At 33.8% G+C, this 21284-nt stretch carries 18 protein-coding genes and 1 pseudogene; 3 read left to right on the forward strand and 16 right to left on the reverse strand.

Annotated features, from left to right (window positions below):
* Positions 1–53 precede the first annotated feature (53 nt).
* The 3 genes from COJ46_RS25125 to COJ46_RS21470 form a co-directional block, all read right to left on the reverse strand.
* Positions 54–323 carry a hypothetical protein gene (locus COJ46_RS25125; RefSeq protein ID WP_483294976.1) on the reverse strand — a complete coding sequence of 90 codons (270 nt, stop codon included), beginning with the start codon at positions 321–323 and terminating at the stop codon, positions 54–56.
* Positions 324–557: 234 nt separating this feature from the next.
* The gene (locus COJ46_RS21465) at positions 558–1658 is read right to left on the reverse strand and encodes an alkene reductase (protein WP_097977192.1); all 1101 of its coding nucleotides are present in this window, start codon (positions 1656–1658) and stop codon (positions 558–560) included.
* A gap of 79 nt (positions 1659–1737) precedes the next feature.
* Positions 1738–2001, reverse strand: a complete 264-nt coding sequence (locus tag COJ46_RS21470) for an ArsR/SmtB family transcription factor (protein WP_097977190.1) — start codon at positions 1999–2001, stop codon at positions 1738–1740.
* Between the two features lie 258 nt (positions 2002–2259).
* Between COJ46_RS21470 and COJ46_RS21475 the strand changes: the two are divergent.
* Positions 2260–2565: pseudogene (locus COJ46_RS21475) on the forward strand (phospho-sugar mutase); the annotation flags it as partial.
* Between the two features lie 169 nt (positions 2566–2734).
* Positions 2735–3154 carry an organic hydroperoxide resistance protein gene (locus COJ46_RS21480; RefSeq protein WP_097977188.1) on the forward strand — a complete coding sequence of 140 codons (420 nt, stop codon included), beginning with the start codon at positions 2735–2737 and terminating at the stop codon, positions 3152–3154.
* Positions 3155–3299: 145 nt separating this feature from the next.
* Here the strand turns inward: COJ46_RS21480 and wrbA (COJ46_RS21485) are convergent, their stop codons facing one another.
* The 7 genes from wrbA (COJ46_RS21485) to COJ46_RS21515 form a co-directional block, all read right to left on the reverse strand.
* The gene (wrbA, locus tag COJ46_RS21485) at positions 3300–3923 is read right to left on the reverse strand and encodes an NAD(P)H:quinone oxidoreductase (protein ID WP_097977187.1); all 624 of its coding nucleotides are present in this window, start codon (positions 3921–3923) and stop codon (positions 3300–3302) included.
* A 203-nt stretch (positions 3924–4126) separates the two neighbouring features.
* Entirely contained in the window at positions 4127–5428 is a 1302-nt protein-coding gene (hemA, locus tag COJ46_RS21490) for a glutamyl-tRNA reductase (protein ID WP_097977185.1), read from the reverse strand.
* A 103-nt stretch (positions 5429–5531) separates the two neighbouring features.
* The gene (gene wrbA / locus COJ46_RS21495) at positions 5532–6197 is read right to left on the reverse strand and encodes an NAD(P)H:quinone oxidoreductase (protein WP_097977183.1); all 666 of its coding nucleotides are present in this window, start codon (positions 6195–6197) and stop codon (positions 5532–5534) included.
* Between the two features lie 41 nt (positions 6198–6238).
* A complete protein-coding gene (locus tag COJ46_RS21500) occupies positions 6239–6853 on the reverse strand; it encodes an alpha/beta hydrolase (RefSeq protein ID WP_097977182.1) in 615 nt (204 codons plus the stop codon).
* A gap of 137 nt (positions 6854–6990) precedes the next feature.
* Positions 6991–7929: a ring-cleaving dioxygenase gene (locus COJ46_RS21505; RefSeq protein ID WP_097977180.1), complete on the reverse strand. Its 939-nt coding sequence runs from the start codon at positions 7927–7929 to the stop codon at positions 6991–6993.
* A 119-nt stretch (positions 7930–8048) separates the two neighbouring features.
* Positions 8049–8447, reverse strand: coding sequence for a DoxX family protein (locus COJ46_RS21510; protein ID WP_097977178.1), 399 nt, complete (start codon positions 8445–8447; stop codon positions 8049–8051).
* Between the two features lie 60 nt (positions 8448–8507).
* Positions 8508–8936 carry a MarR family winged helix-turn-helix transcriptional regulator gene (locus COJ46_RS21515; protein ID WP_097977176.1) on the reverse strand — a complete coding sequence of 143 codons (429 nt, stop codon included), beginning with the start codon at positions 8934–8936 and terminating at the stop codon, positions 8508–8510.
* Positions 8937–9345: 409 nt separating this feature from the next.
* Here COJ46_RS21515 and COJ46_RS21520 point away from each other — a divergent pair, with 409 nt between their 5' ends.
* Positions 9346–10269, forward strand: a complete 924-nt coding sequence (locus COJ46_RS21520; RefSeq protein WP_097977174.1) for a LysR family transcriptional regulator — start codon at positions 9346–9348, stop codon at positions 10267–10269.
* 78 nt (positions 10270–10347) lie between these two features.
* Here COJ46_RS21520 and COJ46_RS21525 read toward each other — a convergent pair whose 3' ends face one another.
* From COJ46_RS21525 to COJ46_RS21550, 6 genes are all read right to left on the reverse strand, one after another.
* Positions 10348–14745: a S8 family serine peptidase gene (locus COJ46_RS21525; RefSeq protein WP_097977172.1), complete on the reverse strand. Its 4398-nt coding sequence runs from the start codon at positions 14743–14745 to the stop codon at positions 10348–10350.
* Between the two features lie 528 nt (positions 14746–15273).
* Positions 15274–15558, reverse strand: coding sequence for a hypothetical protein (locus COJ46_RS21530; RefSeq protein WP_097977170.1), 285 nt, complete (start codon positions 15556–15558; stop codon positions 15274–15276).
* 193 nt (positions 15559–15751) lie between these two features.
* Positions 15752–16969, reverse strand: a complete 1218-nt coding sequence (locus COJ46_RS21535; RefSeq protein WP_097977168.1) for an MFS transporter — start codon at positions 16967–16969, stop codon at positions 15752–15754.
* A gap of 478 nt (positions 16970–17447) precedes the next feature.
* The gene (locus tag COJ46_RS21540) at positions 17448–18587 is read right to left on the reverse strand and encodes a Ger(x)C family spore germination protein (RefSeq protein WP_098566271.1); all 1140 of its coding nucleotides are present in this window, start codon (positions 18585–18587) and stop codon (positions 17448–17450) included.
* The gene (locus COJ46_RS21545) at positions 18584–20011 is read right to left on the reverse strand and encodes a spore germination protein (RefSeq protein ID WP_097977164.1); all 1428 of its coding nucleotides are present in this window, start codon (positions 20009–20011) and stop codon (positions 18584–18586) included. The genes COJ46_RS21540 and COJ46_RS21545 overlap by 4 nt, the downstream gene beginning before the upstream one ends.
* The gene (locus COJ46_RS21550; RefSeq protein WP_097977162.1) at positions 20008–21093 is read right to left on the reverse strand and encodes a GerAB/ArcD/ProY family transporter; all 1086 of its coding nucleotides are present in this window, start codon (positions 21091–21093) and stop codon (positions 20008–20010) included. Before COJ46_RS21550 ends, COJ46_RS21545 begins: the two co-directional genes overlap by 4 nt.
* Between the last annotated feature and the right edge of the window lie 191 nt (positions 21094–21284).

The raw sequence follows: 21284 nt of genomic DNA on the forward strand, positions 1-21284 counted from the left end.
AAATAAAATGCAAAGATAATGATTTAAATGATTTAAATACTCCCACAATTTGATCAAGCTGCTTCCTTTTGTGCCTCAAAACCTTGGTTGACTACCTTTTTATTGTTTAAGAAACGTGATAATCCAAATGTTGTAATACTTGCAAACACAACACTTAACGCACTGAACCATGTAATTGAAGATAATGATATTTGCCCTACGATTACTCCACCTAAACCTGCACCAACCGCAAAACCTAGTTGCATCATCGATTGGTTCAGACCTAACAACACATCTGAGGATTCAGGTGATATCGTTGCTAAATTATATATGTAATACGCCAATAAGAAGGCGTTTTGCGATTTACGGTAAATTGATTGTTTGTGTTCATGTTAATAGCTCCTTAGGCGGTTTTTATTTCCGTGTGCACGGTTTCGTTTGCTTAAGATTTTACATATTATCCCTATTCCCCTTCTGAAATATACATCAGGAGGGGGAATTCTTATTCCACCTTTTTGTCGATGTTGATGCTTATATCTTTTACTAAATCCATTTCTATTTCTTTCTATTCTAGTCCTTTAAATTAGTGTATTAAGATGCTTCTTAGCATCGTATTCTTCCAATTCTTCACCATTTTTTAAACGATGAATAAAATCAGGATTAGAAATGAATGGACGTCCGAAAGCAGCAACATCAATTGTTCCTTCTTCAATCGCCTGATTCGCCATTTCTGGATTTAATGTACCTACTCCAATAATGACACCATCCCAGTATTTTCTGACTAATTGATGCATCGTTTTTCCATCTGCAAGCACTCGATCAAATTGCATAATTGATGGGTGAATCATTGTTGCACCCGCTTCCTTAAATGCCTCAACAAATGTACGAATAGCCATTTCTGGATCTTCCCACATGTAGTTTGGTATATCTGCTTTAAAAGCAGAGAATCGGATCATTGTTCGTTCTGTTCCGATTGCCGCGATAACTGCTTTAATTACTTCCTTCATGAACGATAATCTTTGAGCAAGGTCGCCACCATATTTGTCTGTTCGGTGATTTGTTATATCTGAATTAAATTGGTCAATCAAGTAACCGTGGGCACCATGAATTTCCACACCGTCAAAACCTGCTGCTATTGCATTTTTCGCAGCTTGCGCATATTGATTGATTACTTCATTAATATCTTCAATTGTCATTTCTTCAGGAACATCATATGGCTTACGGAAACGAGAGACAAGGCCTTCAGCTGGAATAGCTGATGGTGCTTGAGGTGGCAGATATCCTGCAAGCTCGTGATGTGATAAACGACCAACATGCCATATTTGAGCGATCATTGTTCCTCCTTCTTTATGCACGGCATCAGTCACTTTTTTCCATCCCATAATTTGTTCGTCCGAATATATGCCTGGAATTCCAGGAATGCCTTTTCCACGTGAACTTATGACCGTTCCTTCTGAAATGATTAAACCAACTCCATCGGCAGCACGTTTTCGGTAATATTCAACAATATCCTCTCCTACTACTCCTGTTTGATCATCTGCAAAAGATCTTGTTAACGGTGCCATTGCGATACGTGAGCGTAAATTCCAAGCTCCGATTTTTATCGGTTCAAACAATTTACTTTCTAAACCTTTTTTTAAAATTCCCCAATTATTTGTTTCTTTGCTAATTTGACCCATATATTTTCCTCCGTTCATTTCAATTATTCGGTATTTCTAGAAATACTGAAATTAAAACTAAAATTTTACCGCTTTAACATTAAAGTAAAGCGGGAGCGTATTGTGCAAGGACTTCTCGTTGTAAACTGTAATATCTGAAGGTTCCCTCTCTGCGAACTACTAATAATCCGCAATCGAGTAATGGTTTTAAATGATGCGTCAATGTTGAATTGGCAAGGCCTTTTAATTGATTTGCCATTTCCAGGCAAGCTAACTCTGATTGCCCTGCAAGTAATTTTACGATTTGTAAACGAGTCGATTCACCTAGTGCCTTATAGACTTTTACTGCAATATCATCATTCACCGTTAAAAACCTCCTTTCATCATTTCTTATTTCAGTATTTCTAGAATTATTGTATTAAATCAGAGATGCTCTGTCAAGAGTGCGCCTTTTTAAGCATAGGAATCCATTAATACTGTGAATTTCGCATATTTAACTTTAAAAATAGAAATAAGGGATAGAAATTAAAATATTGTTGAATCTATTAACGAATAAAGGGATGAGATTAAATGACTTGGTTAAGTGAAGCAGAAAAATGGGATTCTTTATTAACACCTATAATTTGGTACTTGTGGAATTCGTGGAGAGCTTGGTCCTGGAATTAATCGTTTAAATACTTTTACGATTCGTCGAGCAGCTTAAGGTCTTGCACGTTAAATTATTGAACGAGGTGATGAGGCAAAACAACGAGGTCTTGTTATAGCTTATGATTCACGCCAAAAATCACCAGAGTTTGCTTTATAAGTAGCAAAAACAGTTGGAAAATATGGAATTAAAACATACTTATTTAATGAGCTTCGTCCGACACCTATATTATCTCTTTCCGTTCGATATTTGAACGCTTTTTCAGGAGTAATCATTACATCCTAAAAATGGTGTTGTTGTTAAAACAGTTGTCACTTCTGAAATCTGCCGTGCCATTACTGATTATTATGGAGTTAATTAGATTGTTTTTTTTGAGAATAGTTGGAGTATGTTTTATCAATACTAACGTTATGAAAAAGGTACATATAATTATTAGATGAGGTGATTATGAATGGTCGTATTATTTACGTCGAAAGCTACTACTTCTGGTGGTCGTGAAGGAAGTGTAAAATCAGATGATGGTTTAATAGATTTACAATTAACAACGCCCAATACAAATTCTAACAAAGTTGGATCTAATCCTGAACAACTATTTGCAGCTGGATATTCGGCATGTTTTGATGGTGCATTAAACTTTATCGCTAAGAAAAATAAGCAAAAAATTGAATCATCAATTACAGCGGAAGTTAGTTTATTAAAAGATGATACAGAAAGTCCTTTTTCTCTAGCAGTTACGTTAAATGCACAAATTAAAGGTGTTCCTCAAGATGTTGCAGTAAAGCTTGTGAAAGAAGCGCATGGTTTTTGTCCTTATTCGAAAGCATTAAAGGGCAATGTTGATGTTAAGTTGAAAGTTTTAGTTATCGAATAGTTATCAGTAAAAAAGATCTTTTCTAAAAGCTTGTAGCATGACTAAAAAATTTATTTACTTACATTTCCGTGAAAAAATTCCTTATTATTATTTGTCAGGAAAATAAAAGAGCTAATCGAACACTTGTCGAATAGCTCTTTTATATTTATCGATTTGCATTTTTAACCCATTCTGCCACAGTAACGGTGCGTTTTGCTTGATGTTTTACAGCTGCTTGAACAGCAGAAAAGTCTTCAACCATTTTACCAGTCTGGTCAACAGTAACACTTGTTCCATATGGGTTTCCACCTGCTCCAAAGATAACTTGATCAGTATAGCCAGGGGTCACAACAAGAGCTCCCCAATGATGTATTGTTGTATATAACGATAATATGGTTGCCTCTTGACCACCGTGAGGGTTTTGAGCAGAAGTCATTGCACTTACAACTTTATTCATTAGTTTTCCGTTAAACCATAATCCGCCTGTTGTATCTAAGAACTGCTTCATTTGAGATGGCATATTTCCGAATCTAGTTGGGACACTGAAAATTATTGCGTCTGCCCATTCTAAATCGTTTAGGGAAACAGTTGGAACACATACAGCGACTTCTTCAGTAAAGTGCTTCCAAGCAGGATTTGAATCAATTACTGATTGAGGAGCTAATTCTTGAACTTTTAAGATCTTCACCTCTGCACCTGCTTCTTTTGCCCAGTCAGAAGCCCATTGTGATAACTGATAATTTGTTCCTGTCGAACTATAACAGATAATTGCAAGATTTACATTTGACATCGTTTTTCTCCTTTAAAAAAAACAATATATTTTTATGCAAAAATTTCCTAATGATTATTTTGTCCGTGTAATTATTACTAATACATATAAATTAAACATGTTTTTACAAAAAAATAATCAAAGTATCTGTTTTTTTATATACGTTTGTACATTGTCTTCCTTATTTATTCAATCTTGTATCTTGTAAGCTATAATTCTATTATTTAAAATTCTAATAGTGATTTCTGATTTTCTGTACCCACATTTTCAATATTAAAAAGTTTTTTGAATAAATCGATATCCATATTAGAGTCCTTAGAATTAGCCAAATCTTTCAAAACCCTAATAGGATCTTTTAAGAATTGATTTATTATACTACTCAAATGTTTATTTATTACTTTCAAGTCATGCTCCGATAAATTTGGAAGTTTATTTTTAATGCTTTCTTGAGTTTCCAGTTGAATCGACGATGCTTTTTTGTTTAGTGCTGAAATAATAGGAACAATTTCTATTAAATTGACCCAGTTTTTATATTCACTGATTTCTTCCTCTATCATGTTCATAATTTTTTTGGAAGCTTTTTTTCGGTCTATAATATTTGAATTAACAATATCTTGAAGATCATCAATGTTATATAAAAAAGTGTTTGCAAATTCACATATATTAGGGTCGATATTTCGCGGTACTGAGATGTCAATAAAATAAGAAGGCTTCACTTTTCGAAACTTGCTAACCTTCATAACCATCTCTCGTGTAATCAAGTATTCCTCTGCAGAAGTTGTGCTAATTATTAAGTCAGATTCCATCATTGTACTCAGCAGTTCATGTATCGGCTTAACTTCAATAGAATAACGATTTGCTAGTAATCTAGCATTTTCATATGAACGATTAATAACTGTAACTCTGTTTGCACCATTTCCTTGTAGATTTTTACATGCTAACTCTGCCATTTGTCCCGCTCCAAGAATTAATATCGAAGTATTATTAAGAGTCTTAAAAATCTTCTTTGCTAATTCAATCGCGGCATAACTAACCGATACTGCTTTAGAACCGATTTCTGTTTCTGTATGGGCTCTTTTTCCAAGTGTAACTGCTTTTTTAAATGAATGATTAAATACTGTACTTGTTGTATTTTCTCTTTGAGCTAACAAAAAACTTGTACGAACTTGTCCTAAAATCTGGGTTTCACCTAAGATTAATGAGTCTAAACCGCATGTTACTTTAAATAGATGTTCAATGGCTAAATCTTGTTCATAAAAGAACAAATAAGAAAAGAGTTCGTTTTTTTCAATGTTAAACCATTCTGCTATAAATTCAGTTAGTTCATTTTTCCCTTTATTAGATTCATTAACTACCGCGTATATTTCAGTGCGGTTACATGTTGATAAAATGACATTTTCAATGATACTTGATTTTTTTTGTAATGATTTCATAGCAATTGCGTATTCAGAAGGATTAAACGTAAGTTTTTCCCTAATTTCAACAGGAGCAGTTTTATAGTTTAAGCCAACAACTAAAATATGCATTTTTATCACCTTTTTTATGACTTCTTTTCTTGCTTTTTGGTTATCAATTGTATTATAAAATAATTAAAGAAGAGGGACCATAAGATCCGCTCTTCCTTTTATATTATTGATTTGCTTTTTTCACCCATTCAGCTACCGTAACTGTACGTTTTGCCTGATGTTTAACAGCAGCTTCTACATCCTCAATCATTTTTCCATCTTGACCGACAGTAACACTTGTTCCATAAGGATTACCACCTGCTCCAAATGTGACAGGATCTGTATATCCTGGAGCAGCGACAATTGCACCCCAATGATACATTGATGTATAAAGAGATAATATTGTTGCTTCTTGACCTCCGTGTGGGTTTTGAGCTGAAGTCATGGCACTAACAACTTTATTAACAAGTTTTCCATTGAACCATAGACCACCGGTTGTATCTAAAAACTGTTTCATTTGTGCTGGCATATTACCAAAGCGTGTAGGAACACTAAAAATAATTGCATCAGCCCATTCTAAGTCATCTAACTTTACTTCTTGTACATCTTTAGTAGCCTCAACATGAGCTTTCCACGCTGGATTGCCTTCTATTACTGATTGTGGAGCAAGCTCTGGGACTTTTAATACTCTTACTTCAGCCCCAACTTCTTTCGCTCCTTCTTCAGCCCATTTTGAAAGCTGATAATTAGTTCCACCCATACTGTAATAAATTACTGCCAACTTTACATTTGTCATTGTATCATTCTCCTTATCAGATGAATCTCCAAATAATTTGGATAAGAAACCCATTTTATACACCACCTATTATGTCTATTTTTTATTCTCTACATTCATTTATTTGAAATTATCTTCTGATACCAGTTTGCCGCGAACTCGACTTCTTGCATGGTTAATTGATGACCTTTATTCTCCCAATGAAGTTCTACATCCGCATTAGCCTTTTCTAATAAAGATTTTAATTCGGCCGATTCCATGGGAGAACAAATTGGATCATTCGTACCAGCAGCAATAAATACTGTTTTACCTGATAAGTCTGGAAGTTCAATTCCTTTTCTCGGTACCATAGGATGATGAAGAATAGCACCTTTTAATGCATTTTGATAGTGAAATAATAAACTTGCAGCTATATTGGCTCCATTTGAGTATCCTAATGCAATAATATTATTTCGGTCGAAACCATACTTTTCTGCTGCATCATCAAGAAATTCATTTAATTCTTTTGTTCGGAAAATAAGGTCTTCTTCATCAAAAACCCCTTCAGCTAATCTTTTGAAAAATCTTGGCATTCCATTTTCCAATATATTTCCACGAACGCTTAATACAGAAGCTTCATCGTCAATTATTCCAGCAAGAGGTAATAAGTCTAATTCATTACCGCCAGTACCATGAAGTAATAAAAATGTTGGTTTTGTTGGATCTTGACCTTTATTGAATATATGTTTCATCGTTTATTTGCCTCCTTTAGGTTTTTCGATTTATCACCAATTGATACGTAGTTATTTCCAGAAATTTATGATTGCCTCTTTTAAAGGCAATGTATCTGGATCTTTGAAAGCAAAATAATCAATCCAGTTCCATGTAATCAGTCAAGTTCTCTTACTTGTATCGGTAGCAAAATTTGCTCAATTTTTGCTCTATGAGGTTCATACTGTGATGGCAACATTAATTTTTCACCCATTGTTTCTTGAGATTCATCATGAGCAAACCCTGGAGGATCTGTCGCAATTTCGAATAGAATTTCACCATGTTCTCTAAAGTAAATGGCATTAAAATAATTTCTGTCTTGAATAGGAGTGACACCATATCCATTAGATGAAACGAACTTTTTCCAATCCAATTGATCCTTGTCATCACTAGCTCGCCATGCAATGTGGTGTACTGTTCCAACACCCATTTGCCCACGTCCACTACGAGTTATTTTAACGTCGATAATATTTCCAATATCCGCAGTAGAACGATATCGAGCAAAGTCACCTTCTCTACCAACTAATTCAAGACCCATTATTTTTTCTAACAATTCAGCTGTTTTGTTAGGCTGGGTTGAATATAAAGTTGCTCCACCAAAACCTTTTATAGCAACTTCAGGTGTTACTTCACCGAATGTCCAAGTATTGATATCTCCTTCTTCTCTTTCAACAATTTCCAAGTGAAGACCATGTGGATCATCGAATAGCAAATATTGTTCTCCAAAGCGGTTCATGATTGTAAAAGGAATATTGAATTTTTTTAGTCTTTTTTTCCAAAATTCCATAGCGCCTTTTGGAACAACATATGAAGTAACTCCTACTTGGCCGTCCCCAATGGTTCCTTGATGAGCTCTTGCCCAAGGGAAAAACGTAATAATTGTTCCTGGTTTTCCACCTACATTACCAAAATAAAGGTGGTAAGTACCTGGATCATCAAAATTCACAGTTTGCTTAACCATACGTAACCCTAATATTCCTGCATAAAAATCTACATTTTCCTGTGGATCCCCTACAATAGCTGTGATATGGTGAATACCCATTGTCTTCTTACTCATTTGTCAACTCTCCTTTTAAATTAAAGATTAGCTGTATTAAGAAACTTAGTAAGCATAGTCAATTAATAAAAAAAATAATAATATTATTTTTAGTTTAAGAATTATTAATTCAAGATATTTTAGAATAAAAATGTATCTAAAGCATATTTACCAGGACCGGTTAAAACTACACTAATAGCCACTGCTAGCAACGTTAAGTTATATTCATATCCATTTGATGTCGCCCATATTCCGTTTGGCGCATGAACTTTAATAATTGCCATTGCCATAGTCCCAGCAATCAAAATTCCTGCTACAGGGGTTAATAATCCAAAAGCAAACAATATTCCGCCAATAAATTCTGCTAGCCCCGCGATTAGCGCGATTGTTACTCCTGGTTTCATGCCAATAGAATCAAACCATCCACCAGTACCTTTCAATCCGTATCCACCGAACCAACCAAATAATTTTTGAGCACCGTGCCCGATGAACAATATACCAACTACCAATCGAATCAATAATAAACCTATATTTATCATATTAACTCCTCCTAAAATATATATATATCTTTAAATCGAGATAAAATAGTAAAAAAAATTTTAAGAATAAACTTTATTTCTTACTTTATTCAAAAGCTTAGCAAAAGTATCAGTCTCATCAAAATCTAATGAATCAAACATATTACTAATGAAATCATTGTATTTCGGCATAATTTCCTTCATCAATTCATTACCTTCATCAGTTAATATCACATGTATTACTCGGCGATCATCTGGACATGGAATTCTGCATAATAAATCTCTTTGTTCTAGCTTATCTATAACATATGTCATCGAACCACTTGAGACCAATATTGAATTTCCAATTTGTTGTATTGTTTGTTTCTCTTTTTGATATAGTACTTCTAAAACAGAAAACTCAGTTATGCTTAAATTGTATTTTGCCATTTCGTCCTTTATTCGGTCATGAATTGCTTTAGATGTTTGCATTAATAGTAGAAAAGGTAGATTTTTGCATTTCTTCTCCATTAATTTCACCCCCTAAAAATTATTTCAAATTAAAATATCTTGAATACAAGATAATATTAATACTTATTATTTTTTTTGTCAATAAGCTTTTATATTTTGGGATTCAGCCAAATACCTATGTTTATGGTAATTACATAAAAGAAATATGCGATATTCACAAGAAAATTCTATAGTATCTCAATGAATGCAATATAAGAGAGTTGAGAAAAATTACCATGTTCCCTAATAGAAACCCTGAGTTGTTATTTCTGTCTTCAATAGTTTATTATGGGAATGAGCGGTTTTTTATTCGGTTTTTCTCTTAATTAAAAGTAATAAGCTATTTTGGGATGTTTTGATAACATCTACTTTAATTAAAAATAAATTAGTGCATTAAATAATATCATCTAGAATAGAGAGAAGTGAAATTATGGAATTAAGAGAATTAGAATTCTTTATAGCCATTTGCGAGGAATTACATTTTACAAGGGCAGCAGAAAAATTAGGAATATCACAACCTGCTTTAAGCCGTCAAATTATAGCTCTTGAAGATAAATTAGGAGTACGTTTATTTGATCGCTTAGGTAAAAAAATCGCCATTACAGAAGCTGGTAAAATTCTACAAGAAGAATCCGAAAAAATATTCACTAATATAAAATATATCTATGAACAAATTGGAGAGCTTCAAAAAGTAAAAAGGGGTAATCTGATCATTGGTGCAATGTCGGAAGAGTTAAGTCAGCTTGCGTCTGTAATTTTCCTAGAGCTTCACCGAATGTATCCCTATTTACAAATGAAGATCATTATGTCTGATAATATTGAGGATAGAGTTATTCAAAATGAAATCGACATAGCATTGACACACATGCCTTTAGAGAATGAACAGTTAACAAATATCCCTTTATATAATGAAGAATTTTATTTAGTTGTTCCTTTTGAACATCATTTAGCTGAAAGAGAAAAAGTTGATTTTGAAGAGATTAAGGACATACAACTTGTCCTAAGTCCCAAAAACCACAATTGCCGAAAATTAATTGATGATGCCGCTACATCTATGGGATTTGTCTTCAAGCCTATCATAGAATTAACTGATGTTAATTCCATTTTGAGTATAGTAAAAGCAGGTATTGGAGCTACCATACTTCCCAATACTCTTCTCACTTCGCAGAATTCTGAAACCCTTAAAGTAATTAAAATAGTGAATCCTGTAATTACTAAGGAAATTGCCATTGTACATCATAAAGAGAAGTATATTGGATCTGCTGCTAGAAATTTTATTGACTTGTTGGTTGCATATGTGAATTTGACAAGTCTTTATGAAAAGGATAATGAAATTGCTTTAATTCATTCTTAACAGTTCTCATAAAAAATGCCCCATTCCATAAACGGAATGGGGCAAAGTTAAGAGTAGATTTCTTTTAAAGTTATTATTTTAACGTTGTTTTTTAGGCAATTTTATTCGTTTAACACTGCCTTCTTGCGTGCCGACAAACAAGTATTCTTCGTCAGGCGATAATACAAGTGCAGTCGTATTTTTGTTATCGAGGCCTTCGGATATATTAGTCCATGTTACTCCCCCATCCAAACTCATTAACACACCACGACCTCCTTTAAAAAGTCCCATTTGTTTAAAGGAACCAGTAGCAGCATAGATAACATTTGGATTACTAGGGGAAACAATGATATCATTTACAAACATGTCGAGCTCAGACTCAGCATACTTTGCTTTTTCTAGGGTTTTCCCTCCGTCCGTGCTGACATACAAATGGTTTCCTCCAACCACTAAATGGTCCGGATTATGTGAATCGATCGCTATACTGCTTACAGGAACGTTTTGAATTTTTTGGAATGATTTGCCCATGTCTTTGGACAAAAATAGACCGTCATTTCCGCCTGCCCAAATTCGGTTAGGATCTTTTGGATCACCGGCAATAGCTGTAAACTTGTGTTCTTGCTTTATATCTTTCCAATTTTCCCCACCATCCTGGCTAATCCACAGACCAGCCGTACTAGACCCAGGGATAGTATATGGGATCACGATTTCATTCGGGTTGGCTGGGTGAACCAGCATGTCAAGAGGGAATGCATTAGCTTCAAATTTTAAATCCCAGTTTTGTCCTCCGTCCTTGCTTCGGTAAACATTCATTGACCCTGACCCATTAAAGCGAATTTTATAAACGACATTTGGTTCTGTTGGAGAAGTAGCAATTTGAAACACTTGTTCTCCATATCTTCCTTCACCTTCCGCCGCTCCCCATTCGGGTGTTGTGGAATCAACTTTTTTTAGGACTGGTAATGCTGTCCGGTACGTGTTGGAATCCGTTCCGGCAAGTAACTGGTATCCTTTGGAATTCTTAGAAACAGCCAAGTCATAAACCGTTGCTCCAGGAATACCGACTCGATTATATGTTTCTCCTTTATTCTGTGTTTCATAGATTCCTGCTTGTTCAGAAGAAACATAGACTGGGCGATTTCCAAAAGGAGAAGATTTTTTCCCTAATGCAAAATCGATTTCATAGGAGTTATAACCTGGAAGCGGTTTTTTCCAAGATTCCCATGTTTTTCCGTAATCACGGCTTACCCATATTCCATCATACCCAGTTCCTACATAAATACCACCATCCAAAATTTTCACGGCAGATACATTACTAAATGGTACTTGGTCGTGCGTAAGTTCTTTCCAATCTTTACCTTTGTTAAAGGAAGCGTACAAACCGCTACCCCTTGTACTAGCAATTAGAATATTTTGATTACCTAGTATATCTTTTGTATTTTGATAAAGCGGTTGAAACAATTTCTCGGATGTAGCCTTACCAGAGAATACGTCTTTTAGAACGTAAACGTCGCCTGCTGAAAGGTACAGGTCATTATTCACAAGCTCTGCGTCATTTAGATATGGCCACCATCCAGATAATTTCTCCCAGTTCATTCCTCTATCCAAGCTGACATATACTTCATTTTTCGAAATTGCAACTAGTTTCTGTCCACTTTTATCAATTACTAAGTCAGAAATATCTATATCTGGAAAAGGTAGAGTTCTCCATGTTTTTCCGCCGTCTTTGCTGGCTAATATTTTACCATTATAAGTTGTATCCACGATTCTACCTGATGAATTAATTGGCACATATATATTTTGTTCATTTGTGGGATCAACTACCATTGTCTTTGGCAATCCTCCCTGGACAGGAAAATTTCGATACTCATGCCAAGTTTTTGTCCCATCCTCCATACGGAAAAGAGAAGGATTCTCTCTGGATAACACTGTCATGCTATTAGGATTTTTTGAATCAAAATTCATCAAGCCAGCATTAGAGTAAGGTCCAACTGAGTCCCAGGATGAAGCGTGTACCTTATCAGCTGGTAATTTTTCCAGATAACCAGAACCTATTATGCTTGATTCTTCAGTCGAGGAATTTTTGACGGTCGAAATTGCATCAATACGATAGATTCCCACTTCGCTTGTCTGAACTGGCACACGCCACCAATGAGCTTGCTCTGATAATACAGAAGTCACCTGATTTGTAGTTCCGCTTGGAGTTCGTATAGTCACTTTTGGAGCTTGTGACAAATCAACTGGACTGTATATAAAGGCTTCCGTTTCATTCACTGAGGATGCTACTGGATCTGGTGTGGCAGTAATTTGAAGATGCCTTACAGTAAATTGGTATGGTACGCGCAAATACTGAGATTCTGTTGCTGATTTTATATTTCCTTCTATCCATCCCGAAATAACCGTATCCTGATCCGGTCTATTCATATTGATGCTCACTTCAACATTGACCTGTTGACCTGGTTCTATATGAATATGAGATGGATTCACAGTTACCGTTGCCTCGGATTTTGTATCGTCTTTAACCGTCAAATCCATATCAACCGGTTTTTCACCGTGATTGTTCAAAGTTAACGAAGAGCTTTTATGAATCTTCGAATCTTTTATATCAGCAATTCCTAAATTTAATGTATTAGGTGAGGCGATGACATTCGTTTCTGCCGCAGCCTTAACATCCAATCTTCCTGCCCCTTGTGTAAGCACATCATATGATGCCAACGGTTTCGCGGTTTCTTTTAAAGCACTGGAAATCTCTCTGGCATTCCAATTCGGCTTGAGTTGTTTTAGAAGCGCAGCTGCACCTGCCACATGTGGGGCTGCCATACTTGTCCCACTCATTCTTGTGTAACCAGACTCATCATTCTGTTTCTTAATATAAGTCGAATTGATTTCAACACCTGGAGCGACTAAATCAGGCTTTGCTGGAAGGTCGGAATTACCACGAGAACTAAAGGAAGCCATTCTATCCGTTGCGTCTTTTCCTGAAATTGTTATTTTGACAGGTCCCTTGGCCAAGTAGGACTTTAATTCCTCAGCTTTTGTTTCATCAATATTCATTGCGACCAGCGTTTCCAATCGGCTATCAACTGATGAATCTGCTAAGAATTGATCTTGTTCTTGCATCTCTCCACTTAAGTTAGATGAATATTGAGATGGAATCGATTCTCCTAATTTAAAAACATGAGCAAGTTGAGGACCAAGTTGCATAGGCTGGAAAAAGAGCGCAGCCTCGGCCCCTTTTTCTTGAGCTATTCTCCCCGCTGTATAGAAATATTGCTGTGGATCAGCACCTTGAGGCAATTGAATGAGAACAATCTTTCCTTTTACATCTAATCCATTATAGTTTTCAAGTCCTCCTTCTCCAACATCTACCAGCTCGCGAGTGGTTTCTGCTTCAGGAGGATTAGCTGTAAAACCAAGGCGAGTAACGGATAAGTCCTCTTCAAGAGGTGAAACCATCTTCGCTGCTGGTATTTTAATGCCGCTTGCACTTGCTCCAACAGCAAGTACCCCCTCAGCCATAGCTGGAGCACCAATGGTACCATAGTCAGGTCCCGCATTCCCTGCTGAAGCGACAACAACTACACCGGCATCAACAGCATTGTGAGCAGCTTGAGAGATAGGATCATTACCATCGCCAGGACCACCAATACTCATATTAATAACATCTGCTGGGAATGGATTGTCTGGCGAAATAGAAGCTTCTATTCCGTCAATGATATCGGATGTATAACCTATTCCATCTTGATTTAGGACTTTATAAGCTGTGATGGAAGCATCAGGAGCCACACCGGTCACCTTTCCATGCGCAGCAATGATTCCGGCAACATGGGTTCCATGGCCGTAGTCGTCCATCGGATCGTTATCATGATTGACAAAATCATATCCCCCGACAACTTTATGCCCTTGCCCGAATCCCTCTCCAAGGTCAGGGTGATTATAATCCACACCAGTGTCAATCACAGCGACTGTCACTCCCTTCCCAGTAATTCCTTGATTGTTTTGGTCGTGCTTAGACCAAACGTCAGGAGCTCCAATCAAAGGGACACTGTCGGCTAAGTCTGCATGATATACTTGATCCGGATATACAGCTTTTACTCCAGGAAGAGAACGCAGTTCATCAATTTTGTTTTTTGGTACTTGTAATGAAACACCATTAAATACGAACGCATATTCGTCCGACTTGTTGAATGGAATCCTTTTTTCTTTTATTTCTTGTAATACATTTCCATGTGACTGTTTTAAGGTCTCAATTTGATCTTTTAACTTTCTTATTGTAGTTCTGGAAAAATCTCCAACATTTTCGGAATGTGGCATGGATTGAATGGCAGGAGCTCCTTCCATTTCGACCACAACACGTGTCATCGCATCATCGGGACTTAATCCTTGTGCCTTACTTAATGGAGCATCAAAAATAAATTTAGCATTAGAGATTACTAGGGCTGAAGCAACCATACCAGTCGCAGTTCTTCCCTTATACCACTTAGTTCGTTTTTTCATCTTTGTATCACCTTTATCACAAATTACATTTCAGGATAGCTGAATAAACCCATCAAAAAAACGGAAAAATTATACTATTCTTAATGTTAAGGCTATTATAAGGTGATATATTTTTCTGGTAAATGACATTATCGATATGATTATGATTCGTTTTAGTTATGATTGATTGGAAAGAAATCTGAAATTATATCAGAATTACAATTGTGAATTATATGTTTTAATCTTCAGTAATGAATAGCAAATTTAATTTTTTTAGAATAGTTCTCTATTAAATGAAGAATAGGATAAATTGTTAATTATTAACAGTTCATACATATAATGGTTGCCCTTTTTTGTAATTAAAAACTTTACAAACCAATCTGGTTAATTAGTTAAAATCACAGTAATTAATTTGAATGTTGGGTGATTAAAGCTTAACGCATTCAAAGAAAAAAAACCTGGTTCAATTTGAGAACAGGTTTTTGATTGTTATTTTTCTAGGATAGCTCAGCATTTTAATTACTCATATTGTTTTTAGCATTTTCTAGATTATAAATTGAATAATGATCCAAATTGATTATAACTTGCTGATATTCCATCAAACCCAGCAATAATCATTTGACCTATTTTTTCTTTTAGTGTTAATTTATTGACTTGATCTTGAATTGAATCTGATATTGAATTTAAAGTACTTTTTAATATATTTGCTGATGTATACTTAAGATTTTCATTGTCCTTACTATCATGATTTTTTACAATAACTTCTTTACAACCTGATAATAGTAAGTAACTGCTAGCGGCAATCATTAATAGATTTTTAAACTTTATCTTCATATTTCCACCTCTAACTTACAAATGACAAACGTTATCTTTTGCATCACTTCTAACAAATATTACATTTATTGATAACGGTATTAAACCATTAAAAACCGGTAAAATTAAGACTATTTTAAAATGAAGAAAAAGATAATAAGACAATAAAGTTTTAACAAAATCAATTTAATTTAAGTATAAACTTTAGACATAGTTATGAAGCCCTTCTTATACCAGTTGAAATCACTAATTTTTTGAAAACTTTTTTATGACGATAATATACATAAGTTGCTAATATAATACTGATTATTGCAATAATAAAATCTAACCAAAATACAGCAGTTACACCGATATTTTTTACTAATAACCCTGTAATATAAGGGATCACTATGAATGCAGAACTTGATGCAGTGCTTACATAAGCCGATATTGTCGCTTTATTTTTAGGGAAGAACTCGATTATTACTGTAATACACAATTGAAATAAACCTGCAGTTGAAAAACCTATAAGAAAAGAACTTATTATTAACAAAATTGGTTGTTGGCTAAATAATAATACCAGTAAAGATAAAGAAGTTAAAAATGGATACAGAATTAATATTAATATTGGACTTACAAACCGATTGATAACTATTGCAAGTATTAAAACGGAAATTAGTGATCCAATGTTGAAATAACTCAATAACTGAATAGATTCAGTTCTACTCATTTCAAGTATATTAAGACCATATGTTGGTAGCCAAACTTGTACGACCATAAATAAGGTTGTGGTTGTAAATCCCATAAAAATGGTAGCTAGGCCTTCCAACCAAATATTTGGTTTTGTTTTGATTCGATATCCTTTGTTGATGATCTCTTCATTATTTTTATTAGTATTTTTAGGAAATCGAACTGAAGATAAGAAAGTTCCGTTAATAAAAAAGATAAATGCAAGTATAAAAAATGAATATCCGTAAAAAATATTATGATTGATAATAAATGAAATTAAGATTGGAAAAATCATAGCGCCAATTGATATAGATGCTTTTATTAATACAGTAGATATTCCAGAATTTTTTGGAAATGCTTCAATCAGTGCAGGATAAGCTCCTGAGTCTAATATTGAGTTACTAACCCCAGCAATAATGGCAATAATAAACGCAATTTCATACGTAGGTGCTAGAGGTATTCCAATTAAAAATAGTAGATATAGAAATGAAGCTGTTATAACAAGTGGCTTTCTGCCGTATTTATCTGAAAGCCTACCTGACACACTTAAAGTGATTAATTTTCCAATCCCTATCCCTGAAACTAAGAAACTTATTCCAGTATTATCTGTATTTAATTGTGCTGTTAGAAAACTCATATTAGATGAAAAGATGATATTAATCATACCTAAAAGGAAGTAATTAATATATAACCCTATCGTCATCCCAATATATTGAGTTTTCATTTGAAATCCCCCCAATCTAATTTAATATCACCTATAGATAGAAAAGTTATATGAAAAGAAGCTGAAAAATCCAGAATATCCTTATTATATAAATTATCTTTAATTCGAGATATTTTTTTAAAAAAATAATCTAAATTTTCCAGCATAATCTAAATGGTAATATTTGAAGATTAAAATAATTAGTAAATTACTTTCATATTTATTTTTACTCAATGATTTTATTGAATATTATCTCGAATTCAAGATAATGATAATATTTATCATATTTCCTGTCAATTACATTTATTTTATATTTATAAAATATAGAAATCATATTTTTAGCGAAGTGAAATAAGTTTACACTTTTTTTACCTTTTACTTTTTTAAAATATCCCCTCGCTTAACTATTGTTTTCCTAATAGGAAAACTCAATTTAGTATTCAAAATAGTTACTGCGAAGGGATTGTATAAGTATTTGGTCATTATTAAATAATTTTCTTTATTCTAATTCTTCTCTATCAGTGACTGTAACCTTAACTTTAATAGTACCAAGTGATTTAGGAGTTAGTTGAAATTTATTTTTTTTAGTAATTGATTTCCAAGATTTATAGTTATTTCTATACAATTCTTCTTCTAAATGAAATATATCCAACTTTTTACTTATTCCTTTTGAAAAAGTCGTTCGGATTTCCTTTTTAATTTCTTTTTCTGCTTCATTTTGTAACACTTTATTGCTGACTTTGGAGTTTAACTGAGTTACAGTTGCATGTACTTTAATATTCATATTAAATTTTGGAACACCTGATTTGTTAACCTTTGAATGAATCTTAATAATTGGGTCTTCAATTGGAAGCAATGCTTTTATTTTTCCGTTCTTTTCGTTAAGAGCTAGAGGTGTACGTTCTGTATTCCGATCAACCCAACGTAATCCTTTTAAATCGTCTTTGGATAACCATTGTGGTTGTTTCCCTTTATAAAACAAAAAAGCTCCATTTACATTCAACATCGGCATATTTTCGTCATCTTTTTTCCACAGTTCATCATTTAAACCAAGTGTTGGTACAATAATTGAAGTGCTAGGTTCATTAATAAGTGCAGCGAATTCAACTAATTTCATCGGTGATATTAGTGAATGTTGTTCATAGTTACCATTCGGTAAATGTAATAAAGTCATAATTGGAGAATTTGGTAACATAGGTTCTACTGCAAAAATTTTATCAATTGGCTCTTTTGTAGTATAAATCCAAGGTGTGAGTCTTGCATCTACAAATCGCTCAAATGTATCTAAGGATTCCGCTACTTGTTTTTTACCTAAAGCTGCTTCTTTAAATACAACCGAACTTATTTGACCAAATAATGTCCTTTGTTGAGTGCTATTGTATAAGTCATTCCAAGCCTTTGCAAAAGTCGGTCCTTTTCCTTTACCAACCCATGTGTTAGGTCCTTCAGCTCCACTACTTCCTTGCTCTGATTTACCAATAGTTGCAAAATCCAATACTTGTACATATAAAACAAATTCATTATTTACATAATCTACTCCTAGAGCTGAAACATATGTTGTTTGACTTAGTTGTTTTAGATCCCAACATCCGGTTAAAAGTAAAATAGGAGCAATTAGTAGTATTAACCTCCGTTTCAATTTAACTTATCCCCCTGTTGTCGTTCAAGTTTCGTATATAGAAATTTTGGAGTCTTTCTCATAAATGGTTTTGGAAGCTGAATTAAACCTTTTAAGTAGTCGCTGTCACTTGGATTATTAAATGAAGACATGTATGACACTCCAAAAGATTTTAAAGTTGAGACATATATTAATATTAGAAAAAGAGCAAGCATTAAACCTGGATAACCTAAAATACACGCCATTAAAATGCTTACAGCTCTCATTAAAATAACAGCACTTCCAAAAGATATGTTTACAATTAGGAACTGAGATATCAAAGTAATTGCAACAATGACAACTACATTAGGAGAAGTAAGTCCTGATCGAATCATGGTTTCTCCTACAATTAACGCTCCTACCACAGTAACAGTTTGACCTGTTGATTTCGGCAAACGCAAACCTGCCTCATACAGAAGTTCAAAAAGAATAGTCATGATAATTACCTCCATTCCAGGAGGAAATGGTATCCCTTTACAATTAATTGAAATTGTTGCAAGTGCTGGAAAAGGAATCTGGTCTTGATGAAAAGATACCATTGCAACGTAAAAACCAGGTAGCAAGACCGAAATTAACAAACCTAAATATCTTAATATTCTCTCAAGTGTCACAAAATAATAAGGCATGTACAAATCTTCAGCGGATTTTAGTAAAAATTGTAAATTAATTGGTGCTATTAATGCTGCTGGAGCACCATCTATTAATATACAAAAGCGTCCTCTTTGCAGTGACTCGACTATCATATCTGGCCTAGTATTATAAGTTAAAGACGGGATAATCGTATATGGTGAGTCTGATAGTAACTCCTCAAGTGGAGAAACCCCATTTAGAATGTCTATATCAATTGAATTCAGTCTGTTTCTTGCTTCCGCAATAATACTCTCATTCATTACATCTGAAAGGTAGAGTAATGAAACGCTAGTTTGACTTCGTTTACCAATCGTAAATATTTCATTGCATAAGGTGGTACTACGTATTCGTTTTCGAAGTAATGCCACATTTGTTTCTAGAGATTCCGTAAATCCGTCACGAGCACCTTTAATTGAAACCTCATATGAGGATTCCTCAGGTTGACGTTGTGGAATTTTTGATATATTTAATGAACAAAGCTCACCAGTTTCTTCAAATAGTAAAATTAATTCACCAGAAAAAACTTTCAATGTGATTTGTTGTTCAGTATCTTTTTTATCACAAATGATGGGTATTAATTGTAAAGTATTACTTTGGAGATTAGGTAAAACGAACTGGTTCATATGAATGGTATCAATCATTCCACTAGAGTAGACAAAAAGTACTCGTTCACTTTTCGATTTATTGTATAAGATATGAACTTTTAATTGAACATCTGCACAGTTGCTAAATAGCTTTCTTATTTTTTGTTCATTTATTTTTGAAATTGGACTCACCCCGCTTTTGGTTTTACTTTAAATTTTAAAACAAAAAGTACTAATAAAATTGATATGAAAAAGATAACTGGTACAAATATAGGGGTATAATTATATTTAAAAAATGAATGAAGTTTTAAATCAGAAATTGGAATACAGATAGCTGCTAATAAAGCAAAACTTAAAGACCATAACAATTTTTTTTGGGTCCGTTTTGATCTAATATTTAAAATATCGATACATAAGTACAAGGTTAAGGCAATTCTAATAAAGGAAACTGACATAAATTGATAAACAGAGATAAAGTCTATATGTTGAATAAATTGACCTATTCCTAGAAGACGCCATTGCTCATAAACAGGGTAGCGCATTTTTTCTGCTAATTGATGACCAAATAAAGAGATTGAATAAAATAATGGAAAAAGTGATGAAAGTAATATTAAAAAACCTAAAAAAAATAATTGCCAGAATTTAACTCGCTTTTTGATATGGTGTTGGACTAGTAATAAAAACAAGAGTTCAATATATCCTCCTGCAATGAAAAAGCTCCCTTTAAAAATAGGATTCCAACCATTTTGCAACATCGGTTTCATCCAATTTATGTGCATAAATTGGATATTTGCTCCATCAAGAAAAAGTTCAAACAATAGAACAAAAGGAAAAAGAAATACTGATATGACAGCAATGGATGTTATGCCCGCATGTGCACAATAAGTGCAGATAATTAATAAACATACTTCGATAACAATTATTGGCGTTTTCGGTAAATAAATTATCGTGATCCAACTTGAAATGTTTTTTAAAGCAAAGTATGTATTTATCAATAGAAAAGCTAATAATGGGATTACAATGATAAAATAGGCTATATTTCCATATCGCTGTTTTATCAGTAAGGTGATAGATTTTTGTTCTGTTTTTATCATGATGTAATATAAAATGCAAAGCCAGACTATTAGAGCTGGAAAAGCAATAACTACAGATATCCACGAATCTCGACCTGCTATGTCAAGTAATATTGGAATCAATATAAAATGGTGCATAAGTATACTGGAAAATAGTACGAGGATTAATGCTGCACTAATGTAAATTTTTTCATTATTCATGAGCAATACCTCCTTTTTTTTCTGGTAATTTTTTTCATGAACATGTATATATTTTCCATTGATACAACAAACTATTCATCAAAAAACTGCAGCCTTACCATCCAAGAAGATTGGTAAAAGCTGCAGTTTATTTTTTAGTTATTAGAATTTAAATAAACTACTTTATTAATTTGATTGTTTCAAAGGGATAG

It is taken from the genome of Bacillus sp. AFS077874 (genome assembly GCF_002566505.1).
GTDB lineage: Bacteria > Bacillota > Bacilli > Bacillales > Bacillaceae_G > Gottfriedia.

What these genes read in the sequence shown, in the direction of transcription:
- COJ46_RS21465 (WP_097977192.1), bottom strand. Translation starts at nt 1,658, where the DNA reads ATGGGTCAAATTAGCAAAGAAACAAATAATTGGGGAATTTTAAAAAAA.
- COJ46_RS21480 (WP_097977188.1), top strand. Translation starts at nt 2,735, where the DNA reads ATGGTCGTATTATTTACGTCGAAAGCTACTACTTCTGGTGGTCGTGAA.
- wrbA (WP_097977187.1), bottom strand. Translation starts at nt 3,923, where the DNA reads ATGTCAAATGTAAATCTTGCAATTATCTGTTATAGTTCGACAGGAACA.
- hemA (WP_097977185.1), bottom strand. Translation starts at nt 5,428, where the DNA reads ATGCATATTTTAGTTGTTGGCTTAAACTATAAAACTGCTCCTGTTGAA.
- wrbA (WP_097977183.1), bottom strand. Translation starts at nt 6,197, where the DNA reads ATGGGTTTCTTATCCAAATTATTTGGAGATTCATCTGATAAGGAGAAT.
- COJ46_RS21500 (WP_097977182.1), bottom strand. Translation starts at nt 6,853, where the DNA reads ATGAAACATATATTCAATAAAGGTCAAGATCCAACAAAACCAACATTT.
- COJ46_RS21505 (WP_097977180.1), bottom strand. Translation starts at nt 7,929, where the DNA reads ATGAGTAAGAAGACAATGGGTATTCACCATATCACAGCTATTGTAGGG.
- COJ46_RS21510 (WP_097977178.1), bottom strand. Translation starts at nt 8,447, where the DNA reads ATGATAAATATAGGTTTATTATTGATTCGATTGGTAGTTGGTATATTG.
- COJ46_RS21515 (WP_097977176.1), bottom strand. Translation starts at nt 8,936, where the DNA reads ATGGAGAAGAAATGCAAAAATCTACCTTTTCTACTATTAATGCAAACA.
- COJ46_RS21520 (WP_097977174.1), top strand. Translation starts at nt 9,346, where the DNA reads ATGGAATTAAGAGAATTAGAATTCTTTATAGCCATTTGCGAGGAATTA.
- COJ46_RS21525 (WP_097977172.1), bottom strand. Translation starts at nt 14,745, where the DNA reads ATGAAAAAACGAACTAAGTGGTATAAGGGAAGAACTGCGACTGGTATG.
- COJ46_RS21530 (WP_097977170.1), bottom strand. Translation starts at nt 15,558, where the DNA reads ATGAAGATAAAGTTTAAAAATCTATTAATGATTGCCGCTAGCAGTTAC.
- COJ46_RS21535 (WP_097977168.1), bottom strand. Translation starts at nt 16,969, where the DNA reads ATGAAAACTCAATATATTGGGATGACGATAGGGTTATATATTAATTAC.
- COJ46_RS21550 (WP_097977162.1), bottom strand. Translation starts at nt 21,093, where the DNA reads ATGAATAATGAAAAAATTTACATTAGTGCAGCATTAATCCTCGTACTA.